At 60.0% G+C, this 18,788-nt stretch carries 20 protein-coding genes and 2 pseudogenes; 17 read left to right on the forward strand and 5 right to left on the reverse strand.

Going from position 1 to position 18,788, the window contains the following annotated elements:
* Positions 1 to 296 precede the first annotated feature (296 nt).
* The 6 genes from AC3ISR_RS21485 to AC3ISR_RS21510 all read left to right on the forward strand — a co-directional run bounded on the left by AC3ISR_RS21485 (position 297) and on the right by AC3ISR_RS21510 (position 5,015).
* Complete coding sequence (locus tag AC3ISR_RS21485; protein WP_192300705.1) at positions 297 to 566, forward strand: DUF2790 domain-containing protein; 270 nt, start codon at positions 297 to 299, stop codon at positions 564 to 566.
* A gap of 485 nt (positions 567 to 1,051) precedes the next feature.
* Positions 1,052 to 2,302: a ribonucleotide-diphosphate reductase subunit beta gene (locus tag AC3ISR_RS21490; protein WP_305391406.1), complete on the forward strand. Its 1,251-nt coding sequence runs from the start codon at positions 1,052 to 1,054 to the stop codon at positions 2,300 to 2,302.
* A 50-nt stretch (positions 2,303 to 2,352) separates the two neighbouring features.
* Positions 2,353 to 2,538: an HNH endonuclease gene (locus tag AC3ISR_RS21495; RefSeq protein WP_463984285.1), complete on the forward strand. Its 186-nt coding sequence runs from the start codon at positions 2,353 to 2,355 to the stop codon at positions 2,536 to 2,538.
* Between the two features lie 71 nt (positions 2,539 to 2,609).
* Positions 2,610 to 3,257: an HAD-IB family hydrolase gene (locus AC3ISR_RS21500; RefSeq protein WP_463984288.1), complete on the forward strand. Its 648-nt coding sequence runs from the start codon at positions 2,610 to 2,612 to the stop codon at positions 3,255 to 3,257.
* A 323-nt stretch (positions 3,258 to 3,580) separates the two neighbouring features.
* Positions 3,581 to 4,528, forward strand: coding sequence for a hypothetical protein (locus tag AC3ISR_RS21505; RefSeq protein ID WP_463984284.1), 948 nt, complete (start codon positions 3,581 to 3,583; stop codon positions 4,526 to 4,528).
* A 106-nt stretch (positions 4,529 to 4,634) separates the two neighbouring features.
* On the forward strand, positions 4,635 to 5,015 hold the full coding sequence (locus tag AC3ISR_RS21510) for a helix-turn-helix domain-containing protein (RefSeq protein WP_192301066.1): 381 nt from the start codon (positions 4,635 to 4,637) through the stop codon (positions 5,013 to 5,015).
* A gap of 59 nt (positions 5,016 to 5,074) precedes the next feature.
* Here AC3ISR_RS21510 and AC3ISR_RS21515 read toward each other — a convergent pair whose 3' ends face one another.
* The 3 genes from AC3ISR_RS21515 to AC3ISR_RS21525 all read right to left on the reverse strand — a co-directional run bounded on the left by AC3ISR_RS21515 (position 5,075) and on the right by AC3ISR_RS21525 (position 8,609).
* A complete protein-coding gene (locus AC3ISR_RS21515; protein ID WP_463984283.1) occupies positions 5,075 to 6,580 on the reverse strand; it encodes an amidase family protein in 1,506 nt (501 codons plus the stop codon).
* A gap of 140 nt (positions 6,581 to 6,720) precedes the next feature.
* Positions 6,721 to 7,443, reverse strand: coding sequence for a hypothetical protein (locus AC3ISR_RS21520; protein WP_225595736.1), 723 nt, complete (start codon positions 7,441 to 7,443; stop codon positions 6,721 to 6,723).
* A gap of 107 nt (positions 7,444 to 7,550) precedes the next feature.
* Positions 7,551 to 8,609: an MBL fold metallo-hydrolase gene (locus AC3ISR_RS21525; protein WP_463984282.1), complete on the reverse strand. Its 1,059-nt coding sequence runs from the start codon at positions 8,607 to 8,609 to the stop codon at positions 7,551 to 7,553.
* A gap of 123 nt (positions 8,610 to 8,732) precedes the next feature.
* Between AC3ISR_RS21525 and AC3ISR_RS21530 the strand changes: the two genes are divergently transcribed.
* The 5 genes and pseudogenes from AC3ISR_RS21530 to AC3ISR_RS21550 all read left to right on the forward strand — a co-directional run bounded on the left by AC3ISR_RS21530 (position 8,733) and on the right by AC3ISR_RS21550 (position 12,782).
* Positions 8,733 to 9,350, forward strand: coding sequence for a TetR/AcrR family transcriptional regulator (locus AC3ISR_RS21530; protein ID WP_192301063.1), 618 nt, complete (start codon positions 8,733 to 8,735; stop codon positions 9,348 to 9,350).
* A 184-nt stretch (positions 9,351 to 9,534) separates the two neighbouring features.
* Positions 9,535 to 10,593 carry a diguanylate cyclase gene (locus AC3ISR_RS21535; RefSeq protein ID WP_192301062.1) on the forward strand — a complete coding sequence of 353 codons (1,059 nt, stop codon included), beginning with the start codon at positions 9,535 to 9,537 and terminating at the stop codon, positions 10,591 to 10,593.
* 262 nt (positions 10,594 to 10,855) lie between these two features.
* Positions 10,856 to 11,623, forward strand: a pseudogene (locus AC3ISR_RS21540) (PAS domain-containing protein); the annotation flags it as partial.
* Between the two features lie 117 nt (positions 11,624 to 11,740).
* Positions 11,741 to 12,175: pseudogene (locus AC3ISR_RS21545) on the forward strand (methyl-accepting chemotaxis protein); the annotation flags it as partial.
* A 76-nt stretch (positions 12,176 to 12,251) separates the two neighbouring features.
* Positions 12,252 to 12,782 (forward strand): DUF1003 domain-containing protein, encoded by a 531-nt coding sequence (locus AC3ISR_RS21550; protein WP_192301061.1) that lies wholly within the window; start codon positions 12,252 to 12,254, stop codon positions 12,780 to 12,782.
* Between the two features lie 46 nt (positions 12,783 to 12,828).
* On the opposite strand, the gene AC3ISR_RS21555 is transcribed toward AC3ISR_RS21550, so the two are convergent.
* Positions 12,829 to 13,710 (reverse strand): LysR family transcriptional regulator, encoded by an 882-nt coding sequence (locus AC3ISR_RS21555; RefSeq protein ID WP_192301060.1) that lies wholly within the window; start codon positions 13,708 to 13,710, stop codon positions 12,829 to 12,831.
* An 80-nt stretch (positions 13,711 to 13,790) separates the two neighbouring features.
* Here AC3ISR_RS21555 and AC3ISR_RS21560 point away from each other — a divergent pair, with 80 nt between their 5' ends.
* Positions 13,791 to 14,489: a CTP synthase C-terminal region-related (seleno)protein gene (locus tag AC3ISR_RS21560; protein ID WP_192301059.1), complete on the forward strand. Its 699-nt coding sequence runs from the start codon at positions 13,791 to 13,793 to the stop codon at positions 14,487 to 14,489.
* A complete protein-coding gene (locus AC3ISR_RS21565; RefSeq protein ID WP_192301058.1) occupies positions 14,486 to 14,806 on the forward strand; it encodes an antibiotic biosynthesis monooxygenase family protein in 321 nt (106 codons plus the stop codon). The genes AC3ISR_RS21560 and AC3ISR_RS21565 overlap by 4 nt, the downstream gene beginning before the upstream one ends.
* Before the next feature lie 72 nt (positions 14,807 to 14,878).
* On the opposite strand, the gene AC3ISR_RS21570 is transcribed toward AC3ISR_RS21565, so the two are convergent.
* Positions 14,879 to 15,202, reverse strand: coding sequence for a DUF2025 family protein (locus AC3ISR_RS21570; protein WP_192301057.1), 324 nt, complete (start codon positions 15,200 to 15,202; stop codon positions 14,879 to 14,881).
* A gap of 232 nt (positions 15,203 to 15,434) precedes the next feature.
* On the opposite strand from AC3ISR_RS21570, the gene AC3ISR_RS21575 reads away from it, so the two are divergent.
* The 4 genes from AC3ISR_RS21575 (at position 15,435) to AC3ISR_RS21590 (ending at position 18,682) form a co-directional block, all read left to right on the forward strand.
* Entirely contained in the window at positions 15,435 to 16,562 is a 1,128-nt protein-coding gene (locus AC3ISR_RS21575) for a glycerophosphodiester phosphodiesterase family protein (RefSeq protein ID WP_192301056.1), read from the forward strand.
* The gene (locus tag AC3ISR_RS21580) at positions 16,563 to 16,865 is read left to right on the forward strand and encodes a hypothetical protein (protein ID WP_463984281.1); all 303 of its coding nucleotides are present in this window, start codon (positions 16,563 to 16,565) and stop codon (positions 16,863 to 16,865) included. It begins immediately after the preceding gene.
* 189 nt (positions 16,866 to 17,054) lie between these two features.
* Positions 17,055 to 17,360 carry a PepSY domain-containing protein gene (locus AC3ISR_RS21585; protein ID WP_192301055.1) on the forward strand — a complete coding sequence of 102 codons (306 nt, stop codon included), beginning with the start codon at positions 17,055 to 17,057 and terminating at the stop codon, positions 17,358 to 17,360.
* A 299-nt stretch (positions 17,361 to 17,659) separates the two neighbouring features.
* Complete coding sequence (locus AC3ISR_RS21590; protein ID WP_192301053.1) at positions 17,660 to 18,682, forward strand: transporter; 1,023 nt, start codon at positions 17,660 to 17,662, stop codon at positions 18,680 to 18,682.
* The last annotated feature ends 106 nt before the right edge of the window (positions 18,683 to 18,788 follow it).

Here is an 18,788-nt window from a genome sequence, read left to right on the forward strand (position 1 = left end):
TGCCCTGCTATGTGCTTTGGCGGCTCTGGCCCGCGGCCCGTGGCGTTTTGCGCCTTGATGAAAAAAGCTTTACCCGTGGATTGTTACAAAAACCGCCAATAGTGTTTATCAAAAGCACGGGTATATGAATATAACCCGCGAGCCTAGAATCACTTCCGCCAACAGAGGCACTGTGATTAACAACGCAACAGCCCCCACGAAGGCAACGTTAATCCGAACCAAACAACCCTAAGTTACACACGTGGCCTCACAAAGGCCCCGTGACCCACTTCGACCTCAATAAGGTAAAAATAGAAATGAAAGCTCTAGTAGTTATGGCCCTCAGCAGCTTGTGCGCCACCGCCGCCCTGGCCGACGAAGCCCCGACTGACGTAGCTGACCGCAATGCCCCGATTGTCGAGGACTACACTTACAGCACCCATCTGGACGTTGCCAAAGTACTGTCCATGAGCGCGATTCCAGAAGTCTGCGAAGTTGTACCGGTGAAGATGGAATATGAAGATTCACAAGGTCAGCGCCATATTCTTAATTACCATGTAATGGGCAATGGCTGCTCTAACGGATAACAACTTCGTTAGTGCAAGTTGAACCTGATCGTACTCGCCGCAAGAAATCGTTCTTGCGGCCAAAAAACCTCCCCCTCCTCCCCGCGCTGCGCCCCCTCGAAAAAAAACCTGCCGCTCGTCCCTCCAGCCAACCCCAGCAAACCCGTGCCTTGGCTTGAAAAGCAGGCTTTTTGTCTGCGATCCGTGACCATCCGCCACAACACAAAGCCGATTTTTTCCCTATAATGCGCGGGTAAATCGGGCCTGCAATATCCCTTTACACTGGGATGAAGAGCCAGACCTGAGGCCCCGCTGGAGCAAACACCTGCGCTCCGCCCCTCAAGCCTCAAGCAGACCACCCGTAACCCTGATTCCGTTTAATGCCTGCGCGAGCTGTTGCAACAAACGATTCCTTAAGATCCACCGCGGCCTCTGGGCCGTGTGAACACCCAACCATCCGGTTTCACACGGGCACCTTTGAGCCCTCACGCAGGAGACGACACGTCATGCTGAGCTGGGACGAATTCGACAAAGAAGAAGAAGGCGAAGTAGCCACCAAAGGTGCCAACGCCGGCCACGCCACCGAAGCCAACATGGACCGCCTCGACGGTGCCGGCGCTGCCGCTGCCGTGGAAGCCCGCGCCGTCACCGCCAACGACTCCGCTGCCATCGTGCGCGCCAAAGCTGCGCTGGACAAACTCGACATCGCCGAAGGCCTCGCCGAACTCGAAGGCGCCTCCGCCCGCGTCGCCGTTGACGAAAAGCGCATGATCAACTGCCGCGCCGACCTCAACCAACTCGTACCCTTCAAGTACGACTGGGCCTGGCAGAAGTACCTCGACGGCTGCGCCAACCATTGGATGCCGCAAGAGGTCAACATGACCGCCGACATCGCGCTGTGGAAAAACCCCGAAGGCCTGACCGACGACGAACGTCGCATCGTCATGCGCAACCTGGGCTTCTTCTCCACCGCCGACTCCCTGGTCGCCAACAACCTGGTGCTGGCCGTGTACCGCCTGATCACCAACCCGGAGTGCCGCCAGTACATCCTGCGCCAGGCCTTCGAAGAGGCGATCCACACCCACGCCTACCAGTACTGCATCGAATCGCTGGCCATGGATGAAGGCGAGATCTTCAACATGTACCACGAGATTCCATCGGTCGCGAAGAAAGCCGCCTGGGGCCTGAAGTACACCCGTTCGATCTCCGATCCGAAGTTCGAAACCGGCACCGTCGACACCGACAAGGAACTGCTGCGCAACCTGGTCGCGTACTACTGCGTGCTGGAAGGCATCTTCTTCTACTGCGGCTTCACCCAGATCCTGTCCATGGGCCGCCGCAACAAAATGACCGGCGTGGCCGAGCAGTTCCAGTACATCCTGCGCGACGAGTCGATGCACCTGAACTTCGGCATCGACGTGATCAACCAGATCAAAATCGAAAACCCACACCTGTGGGATGCCGAGATGAAGGAAGAAGCGACCCAGATGATCCTGCAAGGGACCCAACTGGAGATCGAATACGCCCGCGACACCATGCCCCGCGGCGTGTTGGGCATGAACGCAGCGATGATGGAGGACTACCTCAAGTTCATCGCCAACCGTCGTCTGTCGCAGATCGGCTTGAAGGAAGAATACCCAGGCACCACCAACCCGTTCCCGTGGATGAGCGAGATCATGGACTTGAAGAAAGAGAAGAACTTCTTTGAGACCCGTGTGATCGAGTATCAGACTGGCGGTGCGTTGAGCTGGGATTGATTCCCGCGCCAAGCAATATCAAGAAGCCCTGACTCGCTCGGGGCTTTTTTATGCCTGGTGATTTGCCATTTCTTGAAGCACATCGCACCCAGCACCTCGCCCGGAAGGGTTCGGATCACATCACCAATGCTGTAGCCTTGTGCCCCAATTGCCATCAGCGTTGTCACCGGCCCAGCGACCGGGAGGCTTTTACCGCAGCGGTTTACGCGAAAATCGATAGATTGATACGCGAGTAAACTGCGGTTGTCACAGCTGGTGCATTCCAATATTCAGTAGATACGACCGAGGCCACCCCGTGACCCCAGACATGCTCGAAGCCGGCCCCGCCGATGCCAAAGTACTTTCCGTGTTTGACTTCGACGGCACCCTGACCCACCACGACAGTTTTGTGCCGTTCCTCAAGTTTGCCTTTGGCAAGGCTGAGTTCTGCCGGCGGATGGTGAAGCTCGCGGTGCCTGGGCTGCGGTTTTTGTTGCGGCTGACCAGCCGGGATGAGTTGAAGGCGCAGTTGATCCGCACCTTCATGACCGGGGTGGAGAAAGCTTGGGTGCAGCAGCAGGCGCAAGCGTATTGCCAGGCGTATTGGACCAAGTTGATGCGCCCAAGCGGCTTGCAGTCGGTGGCCGATGAGTTGAAGTCCGGAGCAGTGGTGACCCTGTGCTCGGCGTCGCCGGCGCTGGTGTTGCAGCCGTTTGCCGATCGCCTGGGGATCAAGTTGATCGGCACCGAGCTTGAAGTGGTCGACGGGGTGCTGACCGGCAAGCTGACCGGCAACAATTGCCGCTGTGAGAACAAGGTGCTGCGGCTTGAAGCGGTGTATGGGGACCTGGGGGATTATCGTCTGCGGGCCTGGGGTGACACACGCGGGGATCGGGAGTTGCTGGCGGCGGCGCAGGATGCGCATTTTCGGCATTTTCATGGGAAGAAGAAAAAGCGGGCCCGGTTGCAGCGGTGATACCAGTGGGTGGGGTCGGCAAAAAAAACTGAGTCGATCCCTTCGCAGCCTCACAGGGGTGAGACAGGTCCCACATTTGATCGGTGCGAGTCTGAAAACCGTGAACGCTGACGCTGCTCTGCCGCGCAGCTTAAACCCAATCCTCGACCCGCAAGCCTGGCACGCGGTCGAACGTAGATATTCGCAAGCGCCTTGGCCGTCGTTACGAGTGAATCATGGCGGCCCCATCGTCGCCTCGCCAAAGGTATACGGATTGCTTTTGTTGCTGATATTTGAGGCAAATCCCGCTATTAATAGCGAACTATCTCACGGACCCGAGCCCCATGAAATTCGACACGGCCTACAGCCTGAGTCTCGATGAAAAGCTGTCGATCTACGACGTACGAGACCTGAATTTCGACGAAACCAGCGACTTCGATTCCGACAAGGATCGTTTCCTCTGCCCCAACGATGAATGCCGTGCAGCATTCGATGCGGGCAACACGCTGAGCACCTTCAACGCAAAAAACGTCAACTACCAACGCACGCCGCACTTCAAGAACAAGGCCGGCACCCGGCATATCGACGGCTGCCGTTATGCCAGCACGCACAAGGCCGCATCCGGTGAAAGCGACGACGAGCGCGAGGACAATTTCCCATCGGAGTTTGTGCTCACCCGCCGCCAATACCAACGCAAAGCCACTGTGGTCGACACCGAAGCAAACGCCCCACAAGAGCCAACGAAAACACCTTCAATCCGCAGCAGCACCTCCCACGTCGCCACTGACACCCCCCCAGACAAAACCAGTGTGTTCGCCCACCCGGTGGAATGCTATGTGTCGAACATCGACGACAAGCACAAGCTCAAAAGCATGCCGCTGAAGATCGGCGAGCATACTGCGACGTACTGGGCGTTTTTCAAGAAGATCGAGTACCTGCAAGACAACAAGGGCCTGATCTACTGGGGCAGGATCAAGGCGATCAAGGACTACACCAGCAGCTTTCGCATCGACTTCGAAAAGAAGGTGTGGCTCGACAAGAAGCCTTACTCGGTCAACGTCTACCTGAGCAAAAAGCTGATCGAGAACTACCGCAAGCGCAAGGCGTTCCTGGAGCAGATCAAGGCGGCGGTGGACAGTAAACAGGCGCTGTACTGCTTCTTTTACGGGGTGACGCCCGAGTTGAAACAGGTGCCAAGCAAGAAACACCCCGAGCAGACGTTCGGGGTGTTCAGCGCGAATATCGAGAACCTGGATCACTTGATTATTCGGGAGGCGCCGGGGGTGGAGTAAAGGCTGGTCGCGAGCCTTCGAAAAAATCCAGTTGATGAGCGGTCAAAACAACTGTACAAAAACACAGTATAGTTTGCCCTCCCCCGTCGAATCCTGGAGAAACCCCATGTCCTCTCTGGCAATGAGCTCTTTCGTAGAACAACAGATCGTCCTGCACCAATTCACCGCCAAGCACAGCGCCCAGGCCCGTGCGATGCTGGGCTGGAGCCGCGAAGACCTGGCCCGCCAGGCGGGTGTGGCAGTGGAAGCGGTGCAACGCTTTGAAAGCCACGCCGACGTGGAAGATGAAACCCGGTTGACCCTGGCGTTTCGGCTGGAGGCGGAGGGGCTGGTGTTTTTCCCAGGGTTCGCGCCGGGGTGGGGAATGAGTGCACGCAGGTCTACCCCTGCTCCGGCCGAACCCGCCGAGCCAGGTATCATCTCGCGGCTGATGGGTTCAACAGCGGCCTCTCTTGACTCACCAGCCCCTCAACCGAATGGTGCGTAGTGTCCTGCCGGATCACTGGACAGCGTAGGCGGCGCAGGATGAAGTGTAATGCGTTGACGTTAAAGAACCGGCTTGATCCCCACTTTCGCAGCCTGCTCATACCCATGGGCAACCGCCAGCAATGTCGGTTCGCTCCAGCGGGCACCAAAGAAATACGCGCTGGTCGGTACGCCGTCGTCATTTTTCCCGGAAGGCACCGAGACACCAGGGTAACCAGCTGCGGCGACCGCAAAGTAGCTGTTGGTCTCGAAGTCCGAGACCACCGCATCAAGGTTTTGCTCGTCAATCAGCTCATCCAAGGTGCCACGAAACTCCTGGATCAGGGCATCCCATAGGGGTTCGCGCTCCTCAGGCGTGAGGGTGGATGCCTCGATTTGCTTGAGTACCGGCTGGTGCTCGGTGGCGGTTCCATCACGCGCATCGTTGAACGCAATCAGTTGCGGCACCGACTTGACCGGCAGTCCCTGTCGCTTGGCCAGGTAGTCATTCAACTCGTCCTTCACATCGGCAAACAACAATTCGCCATAACGCGAGGCGTCGGCCAGTCGCATATTCACCGGCACCACAGTTGCCCCTTGCGCCCGAAGCACCTCAAGTGCCCGGGCGAATTGAGGGCTATTGTCCACCGACAAGCTTTCGCCCTTCGCGCAAAAGGTCGCCGGGTAACCAATACGCTTGCCGTGCAACGCTCCGGGTTTGAGCAATGCGGTGTAGTCGATGCCCTTGGGCGCATCAATGTTCGCGCTGTCGTCAGGGTCGCTGCCAGACATGGCATTAAGCATGAGCGCAGCATCAAACACCGAGCGCGCCATCGGCCCCGGTGTGTCCTGCCGGTGGCTGGCTGGAATGATGCCGCTGCGGCTCAACACGCCCACGCTGGGCTTGAAACCGACCACGCCGTTGAGCGCCGCCGGCACAATGATCGAACCGCTGGTTTCGGTGCCCACGGCCAGCGGCGCCAACCCGGCGGCAACAGCGGCGGCCGATCCCGAACTTGAACCACCGACCGGTGCATCCGCATGGTAAGGGTTGCGCGTTTGCCCGCCCCGACTGCTCCAACCGTCGGGGCCGCCGCGAAAACCCGCGAGTTCCGTCAGGTTGGTCTTGCCCAGGATCACCGCGCCCTGCTCACGCAGGCGCTCGACAATAAACCCATCTTTGCTCGCCGCCGTCCCCGTCAATCCAAACGCGCCGGCGCTGGTTTGCTGGGTATCGCCTGTCTCGATCGTGTCCTTGAGCAGCACCGGAATCCCATGCAGCGGCCCCCTGATCTTGCCAGACACGCGCTCGCGGTCCAGTTCGCGTGCAATCTCCAACGCTTGTGGGTTGAGTTCGATGATGGTGCTTAACGCGGGGTCGAGCTTACGAATGCGCGCTTGCAAATAGGTGACCAGATCTTCCGAGGTGAACCCACCCGGCCGTGCCATTTGCTCGCCGAGTTCGCGAACACCGACATACTCAGTGCCAGGCGGTACCGGTTTGCGTAGATCGCCCGCGGGTTTCACCCCCATCATTCTCGACGCCTGGCTAATTACCGCGCCCACACCAAGACCAATACCAAACATGCAACACCTCCAGGAAGGGGTAAGAATTGACGAAGGACCTATGTTGATCCGCACACCATTCTAAAAACGCCCCTCCATCCAGGCTGCGCGAGGCCAGTCGTTCATACCGTGGGATTGTTCAACGCATGGGGTAGCCTGGCCTAAACCGGAGTCAACGCACGCACGCTGCGATAGCCCTGCACCAGCGTCGCCAACATCGCCTTCGACCAGCGCGCACCGTAGAACCACAGTGTCGCCCCGTCCTCAAGCGGTTCGTTGAGCGCTGGGTAACCGTTCCAGCAAGCGCTGTGAAACGCTCCAGTGCGGCTGTCGGACACCACCGCATCCAAGCGATATTCGCTGACAAGCTCATCGACTTCATTAAGGCTCTGCAAGGTGAAGTGCAGATCGCCCTTGGTCGCGCGGGCAGGCACCAGCACCAAGTGCGCGCCAGCCCGCCGCAGTATCTCCAGCGCGCGGAGAAAAGAGGCGTGGTGCTCGATCGGTGTCTGATCATCAAATCGCTCGGCAACCCCCACGCGTCGGCCAGCCAGAGCCGGGGTCGCAGTGAATGTGGTGTTGTTCTGCACCAGAGGCACCTCCACCATGACTGGTCCAGAGGGGTCGATACCACTCAGGGCGATCAATGACAGCGAGGGATCACGCACGGTTTTCAAGGGAATCGCCGGTGCGTCATATCCAGGGATCGGGATACTCACCTCATGCGGCATGCCGGCCTGGGGTTCGACGCTAAACGCAATACCGCGCTGGCCCGCTGCCTCAGGAACGTGGCCAGCAGGTGCAGGCTCGACAAACGTGGGCAGCACTTGCACCGGCAGGCACGGCACGCGTACTGCACAAATTTTCCTACACTTTTCATCCATCAAAACGTCCCCCAGAAATTAATTTTCCGGGAATCATCGCACCCTCATCCGGCCTCTGTCGCAGCCCGGAAACACCTTGAAAACTCCTTTTTCCGACGCCGCCAGCTTCAGCTTGCCAGGCTTTCTTCGGCGCCCTGGGTTTCCACCTCCAGCCACCACGCCTGCCCGCGCTCAGGTTGGTTCAGGCTGAACGCCTGGCCCATCGCCGGCGTGGTGATCGACACATTGCGCTCCCACGCCAAGGCCATGATGCGGTCGAACGGTTCGTGCCAGGCATGGAACGCCAGGTCGAAGGTGCCGTTGTGAATCGGCAGCAGCCAACGCCCCTTGAGGTCGATGTGTGCTTGCAAGGTTTGCTCTGGCTGCATGTGCACGTGGGGCCAGTCGACGTTGTAGGCACCGGTTTCCATCAGCGTCAGATCAAACGGGCCGTACTGCTCGCCGATGCGTTTGAAGCCATCGAAATAGCCGGTGTCACCGCTGAAGAAGATCCGCCGCGCGCCGTCGATCATCACCCAGGAACACCACAGGGTCTGGTTGCTGTCGAACAAGCCGCGCCCGGAAAAATGCTGCGCAGGTGTGGCGACAAACCGGATGCCATCCACCTCGGTGCCCTGCCACCAATCCAGTTGCCGTACTTTGCCGGGTTCAACGCCCCACTTGACGAGAATGTCGCCCACGCCCAGCGGTGCGAGAAAATAGCGAGTCTTGTCAGCCAATTCCACGACCGCCTTGTAGTCAAGATGGTCGTAATGGTTGTGGGAAAGAATCACCGCCTCTAGCGCAGGCAGTTCATCGAGGCTGATGGGGGGCTGGTGGAAACGCTTGGGGCCAGCCCAACTGAACGGCGAAGCGCGCTCAGCGAAGACCGGGTCGGTCACCCAGAACTTACCGCGCATTTTCAGCAAGACCGTGGAATGCCCAAGGCGAAACACACTGTGATCGGGCGCTGCCAGCAACTGGTCACGGGTCAGCGGTTGCACTGGGATCGTCCCCACCGGCCGCGTGCTGCGTGGCTTGTTGAACAGCATGTTCCAGAAAATCCGCAAGGTTTTGCCAAAGCCGCCGTGTTGTACGGGAGCATCGTTACTGAAGGGGCCCTGTTCCTGCTCGGCAGGTTTGAGCCCCTCAGGCAAAGGGTCGACACGGGATGAGAGGATGGCCATTACCAGGTGACTCCTACAGAGCGCTGAAGAATTACACTGCACAGTGTAGTTTCAAGATTGCAACAAAATCCGGAGCAAGTAAACTACCGAGTGTAATTTCCCCTGCCGAGCCGAATGCCCCCCATGACTGCCCCTCAACGCCTCACCGACCGTAAACGCGAAGCCATCGTGGCTGCGGCCATCGCCGAGTTTCGCGCCAACGGTTTCGAGGTCACCAGCATGGACAAGATCGCCGCCACCGCCGGTGTTTCCAAGCGCACCGTGTACAACCACTTCCCGAGCAAGGAGGAATTGTTCGCCGAAATCCTTCACCAATTGTGGGCCAGCAGCGTCGCGCAACTGGATGTGAGCTACGCCAGCGACCGCCCGCTGCGCGAGCAACTGCGCGGGTTGCTGGAGGCCAAGATGAAGATGATGGCGGATGCCAATTTCCTCGACCTGGCCCGGGTCGCTATCGCCGCCACCATTCACTCGCCGGAACGTGCCCAAGACATGGTGACCCGCCTGAGCCAGCGCGAAGAAGGTTTTACCCAGTGGGTCCGCGCCGCCCAGGAAGACGGCCGCCTCAGTTGCAGCGATCCGGCATTCGCCGCCCACCAGATCCAAAGCCTGCTCAAGGCGTTCGCGTTCTGGCCGCAAATCACCCTTGGCCAACCGACCCTGGATGCCGCCAACCAGGCCAGCGTGATCGAGTCTGCCATCGACCTGTTCCTGGCCGGCTACGAAGTCCACCCTCGGTAGACGCTGTTGCTTGAACGACATCGCAGGTCGTTTTTGACGCATTCGCCCTCTGTTTTGCACAAATGGCCTGTAAGGCCACTGATTATTCGTGCGCAAATAACTGACAATATTCACAGCCTTATCCGATAAACGGTTACCCCACGAACACGCTGCCGTACCTGCAAAAAGAGCTGACTCAGAATTTATGGAAAACCGACAAGGCAAAGGGCTCTCATTTGCCAGGCGTATCTACAAGCCAAGGATCATCGGCCTGGGCATCGGCGGCATCAGTGTCGCCGCCGCCCTCTACCCGCTCTCGATGCCCGGTTGGGTCTGGGCGTTCCTGCTGTTCAATGGCCTTGCCTGGGCGCATGTGGCGTATCAACTCTCGACGCGCGCCCAGTTCCCCTATCAGGCCGAAAAACGCAACCTGATCTACGACTCGTTTTTCGGCGGGTTCTGGGCGGCAGCCATTCAGTTCTCGCCGCTGACGGCCGTGACCATCCTGTCCATGATGGCCATGAATAACGTCGCAGCGGGCGGCAAACAGATGTTCCTGCGCGGCCTGTTGGCCCAGGCAGCGGGTATCGGGGCCGGGTGGTTGCTGTTCGGCATGCGCTTCGACACGGATGTCAGCGTGCTTGAGGTCTACGCCTGCCTGCCGATGCTGACCCTCTACCCCATGGCCATCGGCATGGTCTGTTACCAATTGGCGATCAAACTGTCCGAGCACAAGCGCGCCCTCAGCGCCCTCAGCCGTATCGACAGCCTCACGGGCTTGCTTAATCACGGTTCGTGGAAAGACCTGCTGCACATCAAATTCCATAAGTGCCGGCAACAACAAAGCCACGCCACCATCACGCTGATCGACATTGACCACTTCAAACAGATCAACGACACCCACGGCCATATCGTCGGTGACGCGGTGCTGCGCCAACTGAGCCTGGAGTTGCGGCGCAACCTGCGGGAAAACGACCTGGCCGGACGCTATGGTGGCGATGAGTTCTGCGTGATTCTTCCGAAAATGCCCCTGGAAGAAGCCGCGCAGTTGATGGAACGCATGCGCGAGACCTTCAGCAACTACCGTAACCCGCAGATCCCGGAGCTACGCGTCAGCCTGAGCATCGGCCTGGCCGACTTCCAACCCGGTTTCAGCGATGCCGCGATGTGGCTCAACGCCGCGGATCGGGCGCTGTACGCCGCCAAGGCCACCGGGCGCAACCGGGTCAACGTCAGCAACTACTGCGTGGCTCATTCCGCCTGAAGTTGTCGTACGACACCTCGTCTGAATTTCCTGCCCAGCACTCGCAGCGATAGCATAATGCCTTCATTGGGCGCCGCCGCTAAAAAGTAGTGGCACATCGCCGAACTTTCTTCCCGCTACGCGACTCTGACCCCGTTGTTCCACCCCCGCTGTCAGCACCAGGAAGCTGACAATGAGCACGTCAACCGTAGAGCCCAGCGCCTTACGGGGCAGGCGACCTCACATGGATACCCCCTACGCTTGCTTGCCCGAGCATCCGAACATGCTATTTAACGCCCACAAAAAAACCATCAGCGCCCTGCAACATACCGTGGCCCAACAGGCCAGCCTGCTGGACGCCCTCGAACGCTCCATGGCGGTGATCGAATTCGACCTGCAAGGCAACGTGCTGCGGGCCAACGACAACTTCCTCAAGACCATGAGCTACCGCGCCGAACAGATCGTCGGCCAGCCCCACAAGCTGTTCTGTACCCCCGCATTTGCGCGTAGCGCCGAGTACAACCAGTTGTGGACGAACCTGCGCAACGGCCAGTTCCAGTCCGGCACCTTCGAACGGGTGGCAGGCGACGGCCATTCAGTATGGCTGGAAGCCAGCTACAACCCGGTACGCGACGACGCCGGCCGCGTGGTCAAGGTGGTGAAGTACGCCATGGACGTGACCCCACGCCTGCAAGCCGAGAGCGAAGCCAACGCCAAGTTGGACGCCATCGGCCGGGCGATGGCGGTGATCGAGTTCAACCTCGACGGTACCATCCTCACCGCCAATACGAATTTCCTACAACGCATGGGCTACAGCCTCACACAGGTCCAGGGCCAGCATCACCGCCTGTTCTGCACCCCGGAGTTGGCCAACAGTGCGGCCTACAGCGAGTTCTGGCGCCGCCTGAACCAGGGCGAAATGTTCAGCGGCCAGTTCGAGCGCGTGGATAAAAACGGCCGCACCGTGTGGCTGGAAGCCAACTACAACCCGGTGTATGACGCCGGCGGACGCCTGTGCAAAGTGGTCAAGTTCGCCTCCGACGTCACCGCCATGGTGCAGCAGCACAGCGCCGATGCGGCCAGCGCAGCCCAGGCGTACCACATCTCCCTGAGCACCCGGGACATCGCCGAAAAAGGCGCCGAAGTGATCCAGCAAACGGCCAGCGGCATGCGCGAGATTGCCGCCGACATTGACGGCTCCTCACAACTGATCGCCAAGCTGGGCGAGCGTTCGCAGCAGATCACCGCCATCGTCAACACCATTCGTGGCATCGCCGACCAGACCAACCTGCTGGCCCTCAACGCGGCCATCGAAGCGGCACGTGCGGGTGAACAAGGCCGTGGTTTTGCCGTGGTGGCCGATGAAGTGCGGCAACTGGCAGCGCGTACCAGCGGCTCCACCGCGGAGATCTCCAGCATGATCGCGATGATCCAAGACGAAACCCGCCAGGCCATCCACAGCATGGACGGCACCCGCGACCGCGCGGCCCAGGGTGTCGACCTGGCCAACCGCGCCGGCACGGTGATCCTGCAGATTCGTGAAGGCACCAGCGAGGCCGTGCAGGCAGTCAGTGCATTCGCCAACGAGCGTGGCGGCAACTGACCCGATCTTCATACGTAGCGTCGGGGGCTCGGTCTATAGTGCTTCACTGTCTCTCAGTTGAAGATCCGAGCCCATCATGACCCCAAGCAAACCTGAAGCCGCCCCCGTCGATCATCTGCGTTTCCACCGCCCCCATGCCCACCTGGCACCGACGTTTGGCAATGACACCTTTGCCCTCAAGGCCGAAGCCTTCGCCCGATTCTTCGGCACGCCGACCTTCCTCGGTGCGCAGACCGTGATCGTGGTGGTGTGGATGGTATTGAACATGACCGGCGTGACGCACTTCGACGCCTACCCGTTCATCCTGCTCAACCTCGCCTTCAGCCTGCAAGCGGCCTACGCCGCGCCGCTGATCCTGCTGGCGCAGACACGCCAGGCAGCGCGGGACAAAGCCCAGTCCGACGCCGATGCGCAGCACCGTGAAGCCCTTGCCGTGGCCAATACCGAACGCCAGGCCCAGGCCGCGCAGACCACCAAACAGTTGCTGGAATTACTCGAACAGAACACCCGGCTGACGGAAATGACCAAGCAACTGACGGAACATGTCGAAAGCCTGACGTGTGAACTGCACGAGCACTTTGTAAGAAAACCCCAAGAACACCCGTAATCCCATATGGGAGGGGGGCTTGTCCCCCCACATTTTTGATTTGGGTCTAGGGCTTCATCCGGATGTGCCGCCCCAATTCATCAAACAACGCCACCACCGAGCGCAACGCCCGGCAGTCAGGACGGGTGAGCAACCACAGCGCCGTGCCATGCCCTGCCAACGTCGGCCCCATCGGTTGCAAGCCCTCATCCAGGAGAAAGTCCGGCAACGCCGCCACACCCAGCCCGGCACGCACCAGTTCGGTGACCGATAGCATACTGTTGCAGCGATAACCAAGGCGTACACCCGGCAGGTGCTCGCGACGCCAGGCCACCGTCGGGTGGTCCGGCATGAAATCATCCGGGGCGATCCAGGCCAGTTCGGCCAACTCGCGCCCGGCATGCTCACGCGCAAAACCCGGGCTCGCACACACCTGGTAGGCGACGTTGCCGAGGCAGCGTCCTACAAGGTGTTCCGGCGGCGTCTTGGTCAAGCGTAGGGCGATGTCCGCATCGCGGCGGCTGAGGTTGGCGAAGTCGTTGGACGTACTCAGCTCCAGGGTCAGCGCCGGATAATCCGGCATGAATTGCGCCAAGGCAGGCAGCAGCAACCCTTGCAACACCGAGTCGGTACAGGTCAGGCGCACCGTGCCGCTGATCACTTCACCGCCCTGCTCCACGCCAATGCGCGCCGCCTCCAGCGCTTGTTCGGCACGTTCGGCCTGTTGCGCCAGGTCCCGCGCCAAGCCCGTGGGCAAGTAGCCGGCGCGGCTTTTTTCAAACAGCGTCTGGCCCAATGCCGCCTCCAGGCGCCGCACTGCGCGAAACACCGTGGACACGTCCACCCGCAACAACGCCGCCGCCCGCGCGAGGGAGCCACCGCGCACCAGCGCGAGGATCAGCGACAAGTCGGGGTAGTCAATCTGATAGTGCGTTGACGCATTGAACATATGGGTAAACGCCAATATTGATTGCGTGAACGCCAATTTATAGTGCGCCCCAGGACACCACAAGCCATGGGATGCACACGATGAACGCCTCTACGCTGCACCTCGCCCTGATCGGCGAATACCACCCCGCTGTCACCGCGCACCAAGCCATTCCCGTGGCCCTGCAACAGGCGGCCGACAGGCTTGGCCTGACCGTTCACCTGCAATGGCTCGACACCGACAACTTGCCATCGCTGCACGGCTTTGACGGTTTTTGGTGCGTGCCCGCCAGCCCCTATCGCGACACCGACGGCGCCCTGCAAGCCATCCGTTTTGCCCGCGAGCAGCGGCGACCGTTCCTCGGCACCTGCGGCGGTTTTCAGCACGCAGTGCTGGAATATGCCCGCCACGTATTGGGCTGGGCGGATGCGCAACATGGCGAACTGAACCCCGAGGCCAAACGCGCGGTGATCGCGCCGCTGAGCTGCGCCCTGGTGGAAGCCACCGACCGCGTGCGTCTGGCGCCCTACACCCGCATCGCCGAGGCCTACGGCACGCTGGACCTTGAAGAGGGCTATCGCTGCCGTTACGGGGTCAATCGCGAGTTTCTCGATGCCCTGCTCGAAGGCGACTTGATTGCCTGCGGCCACGACTCGGCGGGCGATCTGCGCGCGGTGGAGTTGCTCGATCGCCCGTTTTTCGTCGCCACCTTGTTCCAACCCGAACGCGCCGCCCTCAACGGCATCACGCCGCCGCTGGCGATGGCCTTGCTCAACGCCTGCCGGGAGGTGTCCGCATGATCGCCGTCACACCAACCCCGCCCTACTACGCAGTGATTTTCAGCTCGCTGCGCACCGAGGGCGATCACGGCTACGGCGCGGCCGCCACGCACATGCTGGAACTGGCGCGTGGGCAACCGGGGTTTCTCGGGGTGGAATCGGCGCGGGAGGATGGCCTGGGGATCACCGTGTCGTACTGGCAAAGCGAGGCGGCGATCCTGGCGTGGAAGCGGCAGGCCGAGCACAGTGCCGTGCGCGAGCAAGGACGGGCCCTTTGGTACTCGGCGTTTCAGACACGGGTATGCAAAGTCGAACGGGACTATGCGTTCCAGAACTGAAATGCTGCCCCCCTGTGGGAGCGGGCTTGCCCGCTGCCACATTTGGCTCTCTATAACCTCGCAAACAGGTAGCTAGCTGACCAGACTGCGCAACGCAGCAATCTGCGGGATCTCGACCCGGCGCATGTACACCCGCAGCGGCTCACTGATGTTGATGCGGTCGTCGATGTTCTGGTCCAGCAGCAATTGGATGCGCTCGCGGGACAACGTCATGGTGTCATCCTCGGCGGGCAGCCAGACAAATTCGGCGGTGGGGATGATGCCGTCATCGGCCACATCCATGCCGAAGGAGTCTTCGCTGAAACGCACGATGTACTGCCCGGTCTTGCGGTTCAGTCCGACAAAACCGTGGAGTCTGTCGGCAGCCTGGCAGATAAGCTCGGAAGTGATGCGCATGGTAAACCTCACTGAAAAGTCCCACAGGGACTGGAAAGATGGTTTACACGCGTGGCAGAAATTGCCGCCCTCTGTCGGGGAAGCTTCGGGCAAGAGTACTGCAATGCACCGCAAAAAAACCCAGAAAATTGGCGCATGCGCACGTTAATGTCGGTTTGGTGATGGCGCCGTTCGCAATCAATTGTTAAAAAGGAGGCCTTCTCAAAGCTACCTCCACGAAAGGACTTCGCATATGCCTGTCACGTTCACCAAGAGCGCCCTGCTGCTCGCCCTGACGCTTGGCCTCGGCCAGGCACAGGCTGCCGATCCGATCAGCCCGGCTGAATTGGCGACAAACGAAGGCATTCCGTATCCCGCCGTCATCGCTCACCGTGGCGCCTCGTACGACGCTCCCGAATCCACCGCCGCCGCCTACAAAGTTGCACGCGACCTGGGTGCCGACTACCTGGAAATGGACCTGCAACGCAGCAAGGACGGCGTGCTGTTCGCCCTGCACGACAACAACCTGCAGCGCACCACCGACGTGGCCACCAAGTTCCCCGAGCGCAAAGACGCACCGGCCAACGAATTCACCTGGAAAGAACTGCAAAGCCTCGACGCCGGCAGCTGGTTCAACGCCGCTTACCCGGACCGCGCCCGCCCGGGTTTCGTCGGCCTGAAAATCCAGAGCCTGGACGACATCATCAAGATCGCCGAAGGCAACCCACAGCACAAACCCGGCCTGTACATCGAGACCAAGGAGCCCAAGCAATTCCCGGGCATCGAGGCCGACCTGAAAAACAAGCTGCTGGATAAAGGCTGGTTGAGTTCCGCCGGCTCCAAGCTGGGCAAGAGCAACACCGGTGTCGGCCAGGGCAAGGGCCGCGTGGTGCTGCAAACCTTCGAGAAGTCGAGCCTGGTCGAGCTGCAAAAAGAGATGCCGAACACCCCGAAAATCCTGCTGTTGTGGGTCGGTGAAGGCAGCATCGAGCCAAAATCCAAGCAGACGTTCGCCGAGTCCGGCGAAACCACCAAGGCCGCCTACTATGCCAAGCAAGAGCCGAAAGACGCCGCCGAGTTCGAAAAGTGGGTCGACGAAGCCAAGAGCCTCGGTGCCATCGGCACTGGCCCGTCGGCTGAGCTGACCGCCCATGGCGATCAAAGTTATTCGAACCTGGTCAAGCCTGAAATGAACAAGCTGACCCACGACAAAGGCCTGCTGGTGCACGTCTACACCGTCGATGAGCCGGTGGACTTCGACAAGGTGATGAAGGCTGGCGTGGACGGCATCTTCACCAACCGCGCGGCCGAACTGCTGAAGTTCTACAAGCGCTGGCCGTCGTCCAGCGTGCAGGACTTGCTGAACGACTATAAGTACTGAGTGAAGGCCCATTGGTCAGGCCGCCTGTGGTTGGGGCGTGACTACGGCCTGATCATCGGCGAGCTGGGGCGTACCGCGCCCCATGCGCACTATGCGCATCAGATGATGTGCTCCAACGGTTCGCCGATCACGGTCAACCTCGATGGCCAGATCACCAGAGCCCATCGTCTGTTTATCCCTTCGCGTCAGCCCCACGCCATTCTTGAGAGCCAGGGTGAGGTATCGGTGCTATATGCCGAGCCTGCCGTGTTCGATCTCGCCCCGTTGTTGCACGCAGACCTGTCCTTGGAGGCCGTGCGCTAGGCATCGCGATAAAACGCAGTGCCCGCGAACACCAGCAGCAGGTGCGATTGCCACAGCCCCCAGCATGAAACCCGCCGCGCCCGACGAATTGAACAAACTGCGCAACTGCTTGAAATAATTAAGGGTGAGTTAAGTTGCGCTGACTAACCTGAGGCCACTTAAACAGCTCACCCCAAAAGGACCCACACGATGAAAACCCTGACCGCTTTGTTCGCCGCCACCGCCTTGACCCTGACCGCCGGCCTGGCTCAAGCCGACGTTCGCCCTGACCAGATTCCAAGCCTGTTGCAATCAGGCGCGGTGAAGCCTTTTGAACAACTCAACAAAGACGCCCTGGCCAAACACCCTGGCGCCGTTATCCACGACACCGAGCTGGAAGACAAGGCCGGTCGCCTGGTCTACGAAGTTGAACTGACCGACACCACCGGCAAGAAGTGGGACGTGAAGCTCGACGCCAAGACCGGCGAAGTGCTGGAAAACAAACTGGATACTTGATCAAAACGCAGAACCCCATGTGGGAGCGGGCTTGCTCGCGAAGGCGGTGGATCAGTCACTGAATGTGTTTCTGATAAACCGCCTTCGCGAGCAAGCCCGCTCCCACAGGTTCATCAGGCGCCCAAGCGCGCCGTATCTGCCGGGCTAGACGCGTTTTGAACGTTCCCTGAGAAACAATCAAATAAACCTCACGCAGCTGAAATAAACACAAAGCCGTCACAAAACTGTCAAATCTCCTTGCAATGATTCAGCTACGCGACCTGTGAAACGTCCTACAGGCCCTTTCCCTGCGAGCCTCCATGAATCACAGCATTGACCACAGCCACCAGGACTCCGACCTGTTCGGCTTGCTCTACGGTTTTCGTTTTCGCCCAGGCGAAAAGGGTGAACAGATCGACTCGGCCACCGCACTGGCTGCGCTACAGGCCCCACAAGACCCGGAAGAATTCCTGTGGCTGCACCTGAACCTGGCCCATGCCGCGTGCGAACGCTGGATGCAGAAACACCTGGAATTGCCGGATGAGTTCTTCGAAGCCCTGCACGAAGGCTCACGCTCCACCCGTATCGAACACGTTGACTCGGCCTTGCTGGCGGTGGTCAACGACGTGGTGTTCAACTTCAGCAGCATGGTCTCGTCGGATATTTCCACGCTGTGGGTGTGCGCCCGCAGCCGCCTGCTGATCAGTGCACGCCTGCAACCGTTGCACTCGGTGGACAAACTGCGCTCGTCGGTAAAGGCCGGGGAACGCTTCCGTTCGCCGCTGGAGTTGCTCGTGCATCTGCTGCGCGATCAGGGCGAGGTGCTGACGCAGATCGTGCGCAAGACCAGCATCAGCGTCGACCATATCGAAGACCAGTTGCTGTCTTCGCGCCTGTCCACCAACCGCGCCGAACTCGGTGCCGCGCGGCGGGTGCTGGTGCGCCTGCAACGCCTGCTGGCGCTGGAACCGGGCTCGCTGCTGCGCCTGCTCAACCGCCCACCGCAGTGGCTGCAAAAGGAAGACGTGAAGGAGTTGCGCAAATCCACCGAGGAGTTTGCGCTGATCATCAACGACCTCACGGCGCTCGGAGAGCGTATCAAGCTGTTGCAGGAAGAGATCGCCGCCAACCTCAACGAGCAAAGCAACCGCACGCTGTTCACCCTGACGGTGGTGACGGTGCTGGCATTGCCGATCAACATCATTGCCGGTTTTTTCGGCATGAACGTGGGGGGCGTGCCGCTTTCCCAGGACCCGGAAGGCTTCTGGATATTGGTGGCCTTGGTCGCGACCTTTACCCTGATTGCAGGGCGCTGGGCGTTCCGCAAACGCAAGGATTACTGAACTGGAACGCCATTGAAAATGTGGTCGCTCCCACATTTGGCCCTGCGGTGTGATCTCGACCAGCGGCATCTTCAATCATTGAAACACTGACATATGGCAGCATCTC

The sequence above is a fragment of the Pseudomonas sp. GL_117 genome (assembly GCF_057835125.1).

Coding starts and splice junctions, on each gene's coding strand:
- AC3ISR_RS21560 (WP_192301059.1), top strand. CDS start 13,791: ATGAACGCCTCTACGCTGCACCTCGCCCTGATCGGCGAATACCACCCC.
- AC3ISR_RS21590 (WP_192301053.1), top strand. CDS start 17,660: ATGAATCACAGCATTGACCACAGCCACCAGGACTCCGACCTGTTCGGC.
- AC3ISR_RS21575 (WP_192301056.1), top strand. CDS start 15,435: ATGCCTGTCACGTTCACCAAGAGCGCCCTGCTGCTCGCCCTGACGCTT.
- AC3ISR_RS21515 (WP_463984283.1), bottom strand. CDS start 6,580: ATGTTTGGTATTGGTCTTGGTGTGGGCGCGGTAATTAGCCAGGCGTCG.
- AC3ISR_RS21500 (WP_463984288.1), top strand. CDS start 2,610: ATGCTCGAAGCCGGCCCCGCCGATGCCAAAGTACTTTCCGTGTTTGAC.
- AC3ISR_RS21495 (WP_463984285.1), top strand. CDS start 2,353: ATGCCTGGTGATTTGCCATTTCTTGAAGCACATCGCACCCAGCACCTC.
- AC3ISR_RS21520 (WP_225595736.1), bottom strand. CDS start 7,443: ATGGATGAAAAGTGTAGGAAAATTTGTGCAGTACGCGTGCCGTGCCTG.
- AC3ISR_RS21570 (WP_192301057.1), bottom strand. CDS start 15,202: ATGCGCATCACTTCCGAGCTTATCTGCCAGGCTGCCGACAGACTCCAC.
- AC3ISR_RS21490 (WP_305391406.1), top strand. CDS start 1,052: ATGCTGAGCTGGGACGAATTCGACAAAGAAGAAGAAGGCGAAGTAGCC.
- AC3ISR_RS21525 (WP_463984282.1), bottom strand. CDS start 8,609: ATGGCCATCCTCTCATCCCGTGTCGACCCTTTGCCTGAGGGGCTCAAA.
- AC3ISR_RS21530 (WP_192301063.1), top strand. CDS start 8,733: ATGACTGCCCCTCAACGCCTCACCGACCGTAAACGCGAAGCCATCGTG.
- AC3ISR_RS21535 (WP_192301062.1), top strand. CDS start 9,535: ATGGAAAACCGACAAGGCAAAGGGCTCTCATTTGCCAGGCGTATCTAC.
- AC3ISR_RS21585 (WP_192301055.1), top strand. CDS start 17,055: ATGAAAACCCTGACCGCTTTGTTCGCCGCCACCGCCTTGACCCTGACC.
- AC3ISR_RS21485 (WP_192300705.1), top strand. CDS start 297: ATGAAAGCTCTAGTAGTTATGGCCCTCAGCAGCTTGTGCGCCACCGCC.
- AC3ISR_RS21555 (WP_192301060.1), bottom strand. CDS start 13,710: ATGTTCAATGCGTCAACGCACTATCAGATTGACTACCCCGACTTGTCG.
- AC3ISR_RS21505 (WP_463984284.1), top strand. CDS start 3,581: ATGAAATTCGACACGGCCTACAGCCTGAGTCTCGATGAAAAGCTGTCG.
- AC3ISR_RS21510 (WP_192301066.1), top strand. CDS start 4,635: ATGTCCTCTCTGGCAATGAGCTCTTTCGTAGAACAACAGATCGTCCTG.
- AC3ISR_RS21565 (WP_192301058.1), top strand. CDS start 14,486: ATGATCGCCGTCACACCAACCCCGCCCTACTACGCAGTGATTTTCAGC.
- AC3ISR_RS21550 (WP_192301061.1), top strand. CDS start 12,252: ATGACCCCAAGCAAACCTGAAGCCGCCCCCGTCGATCATCTGCGTTTC.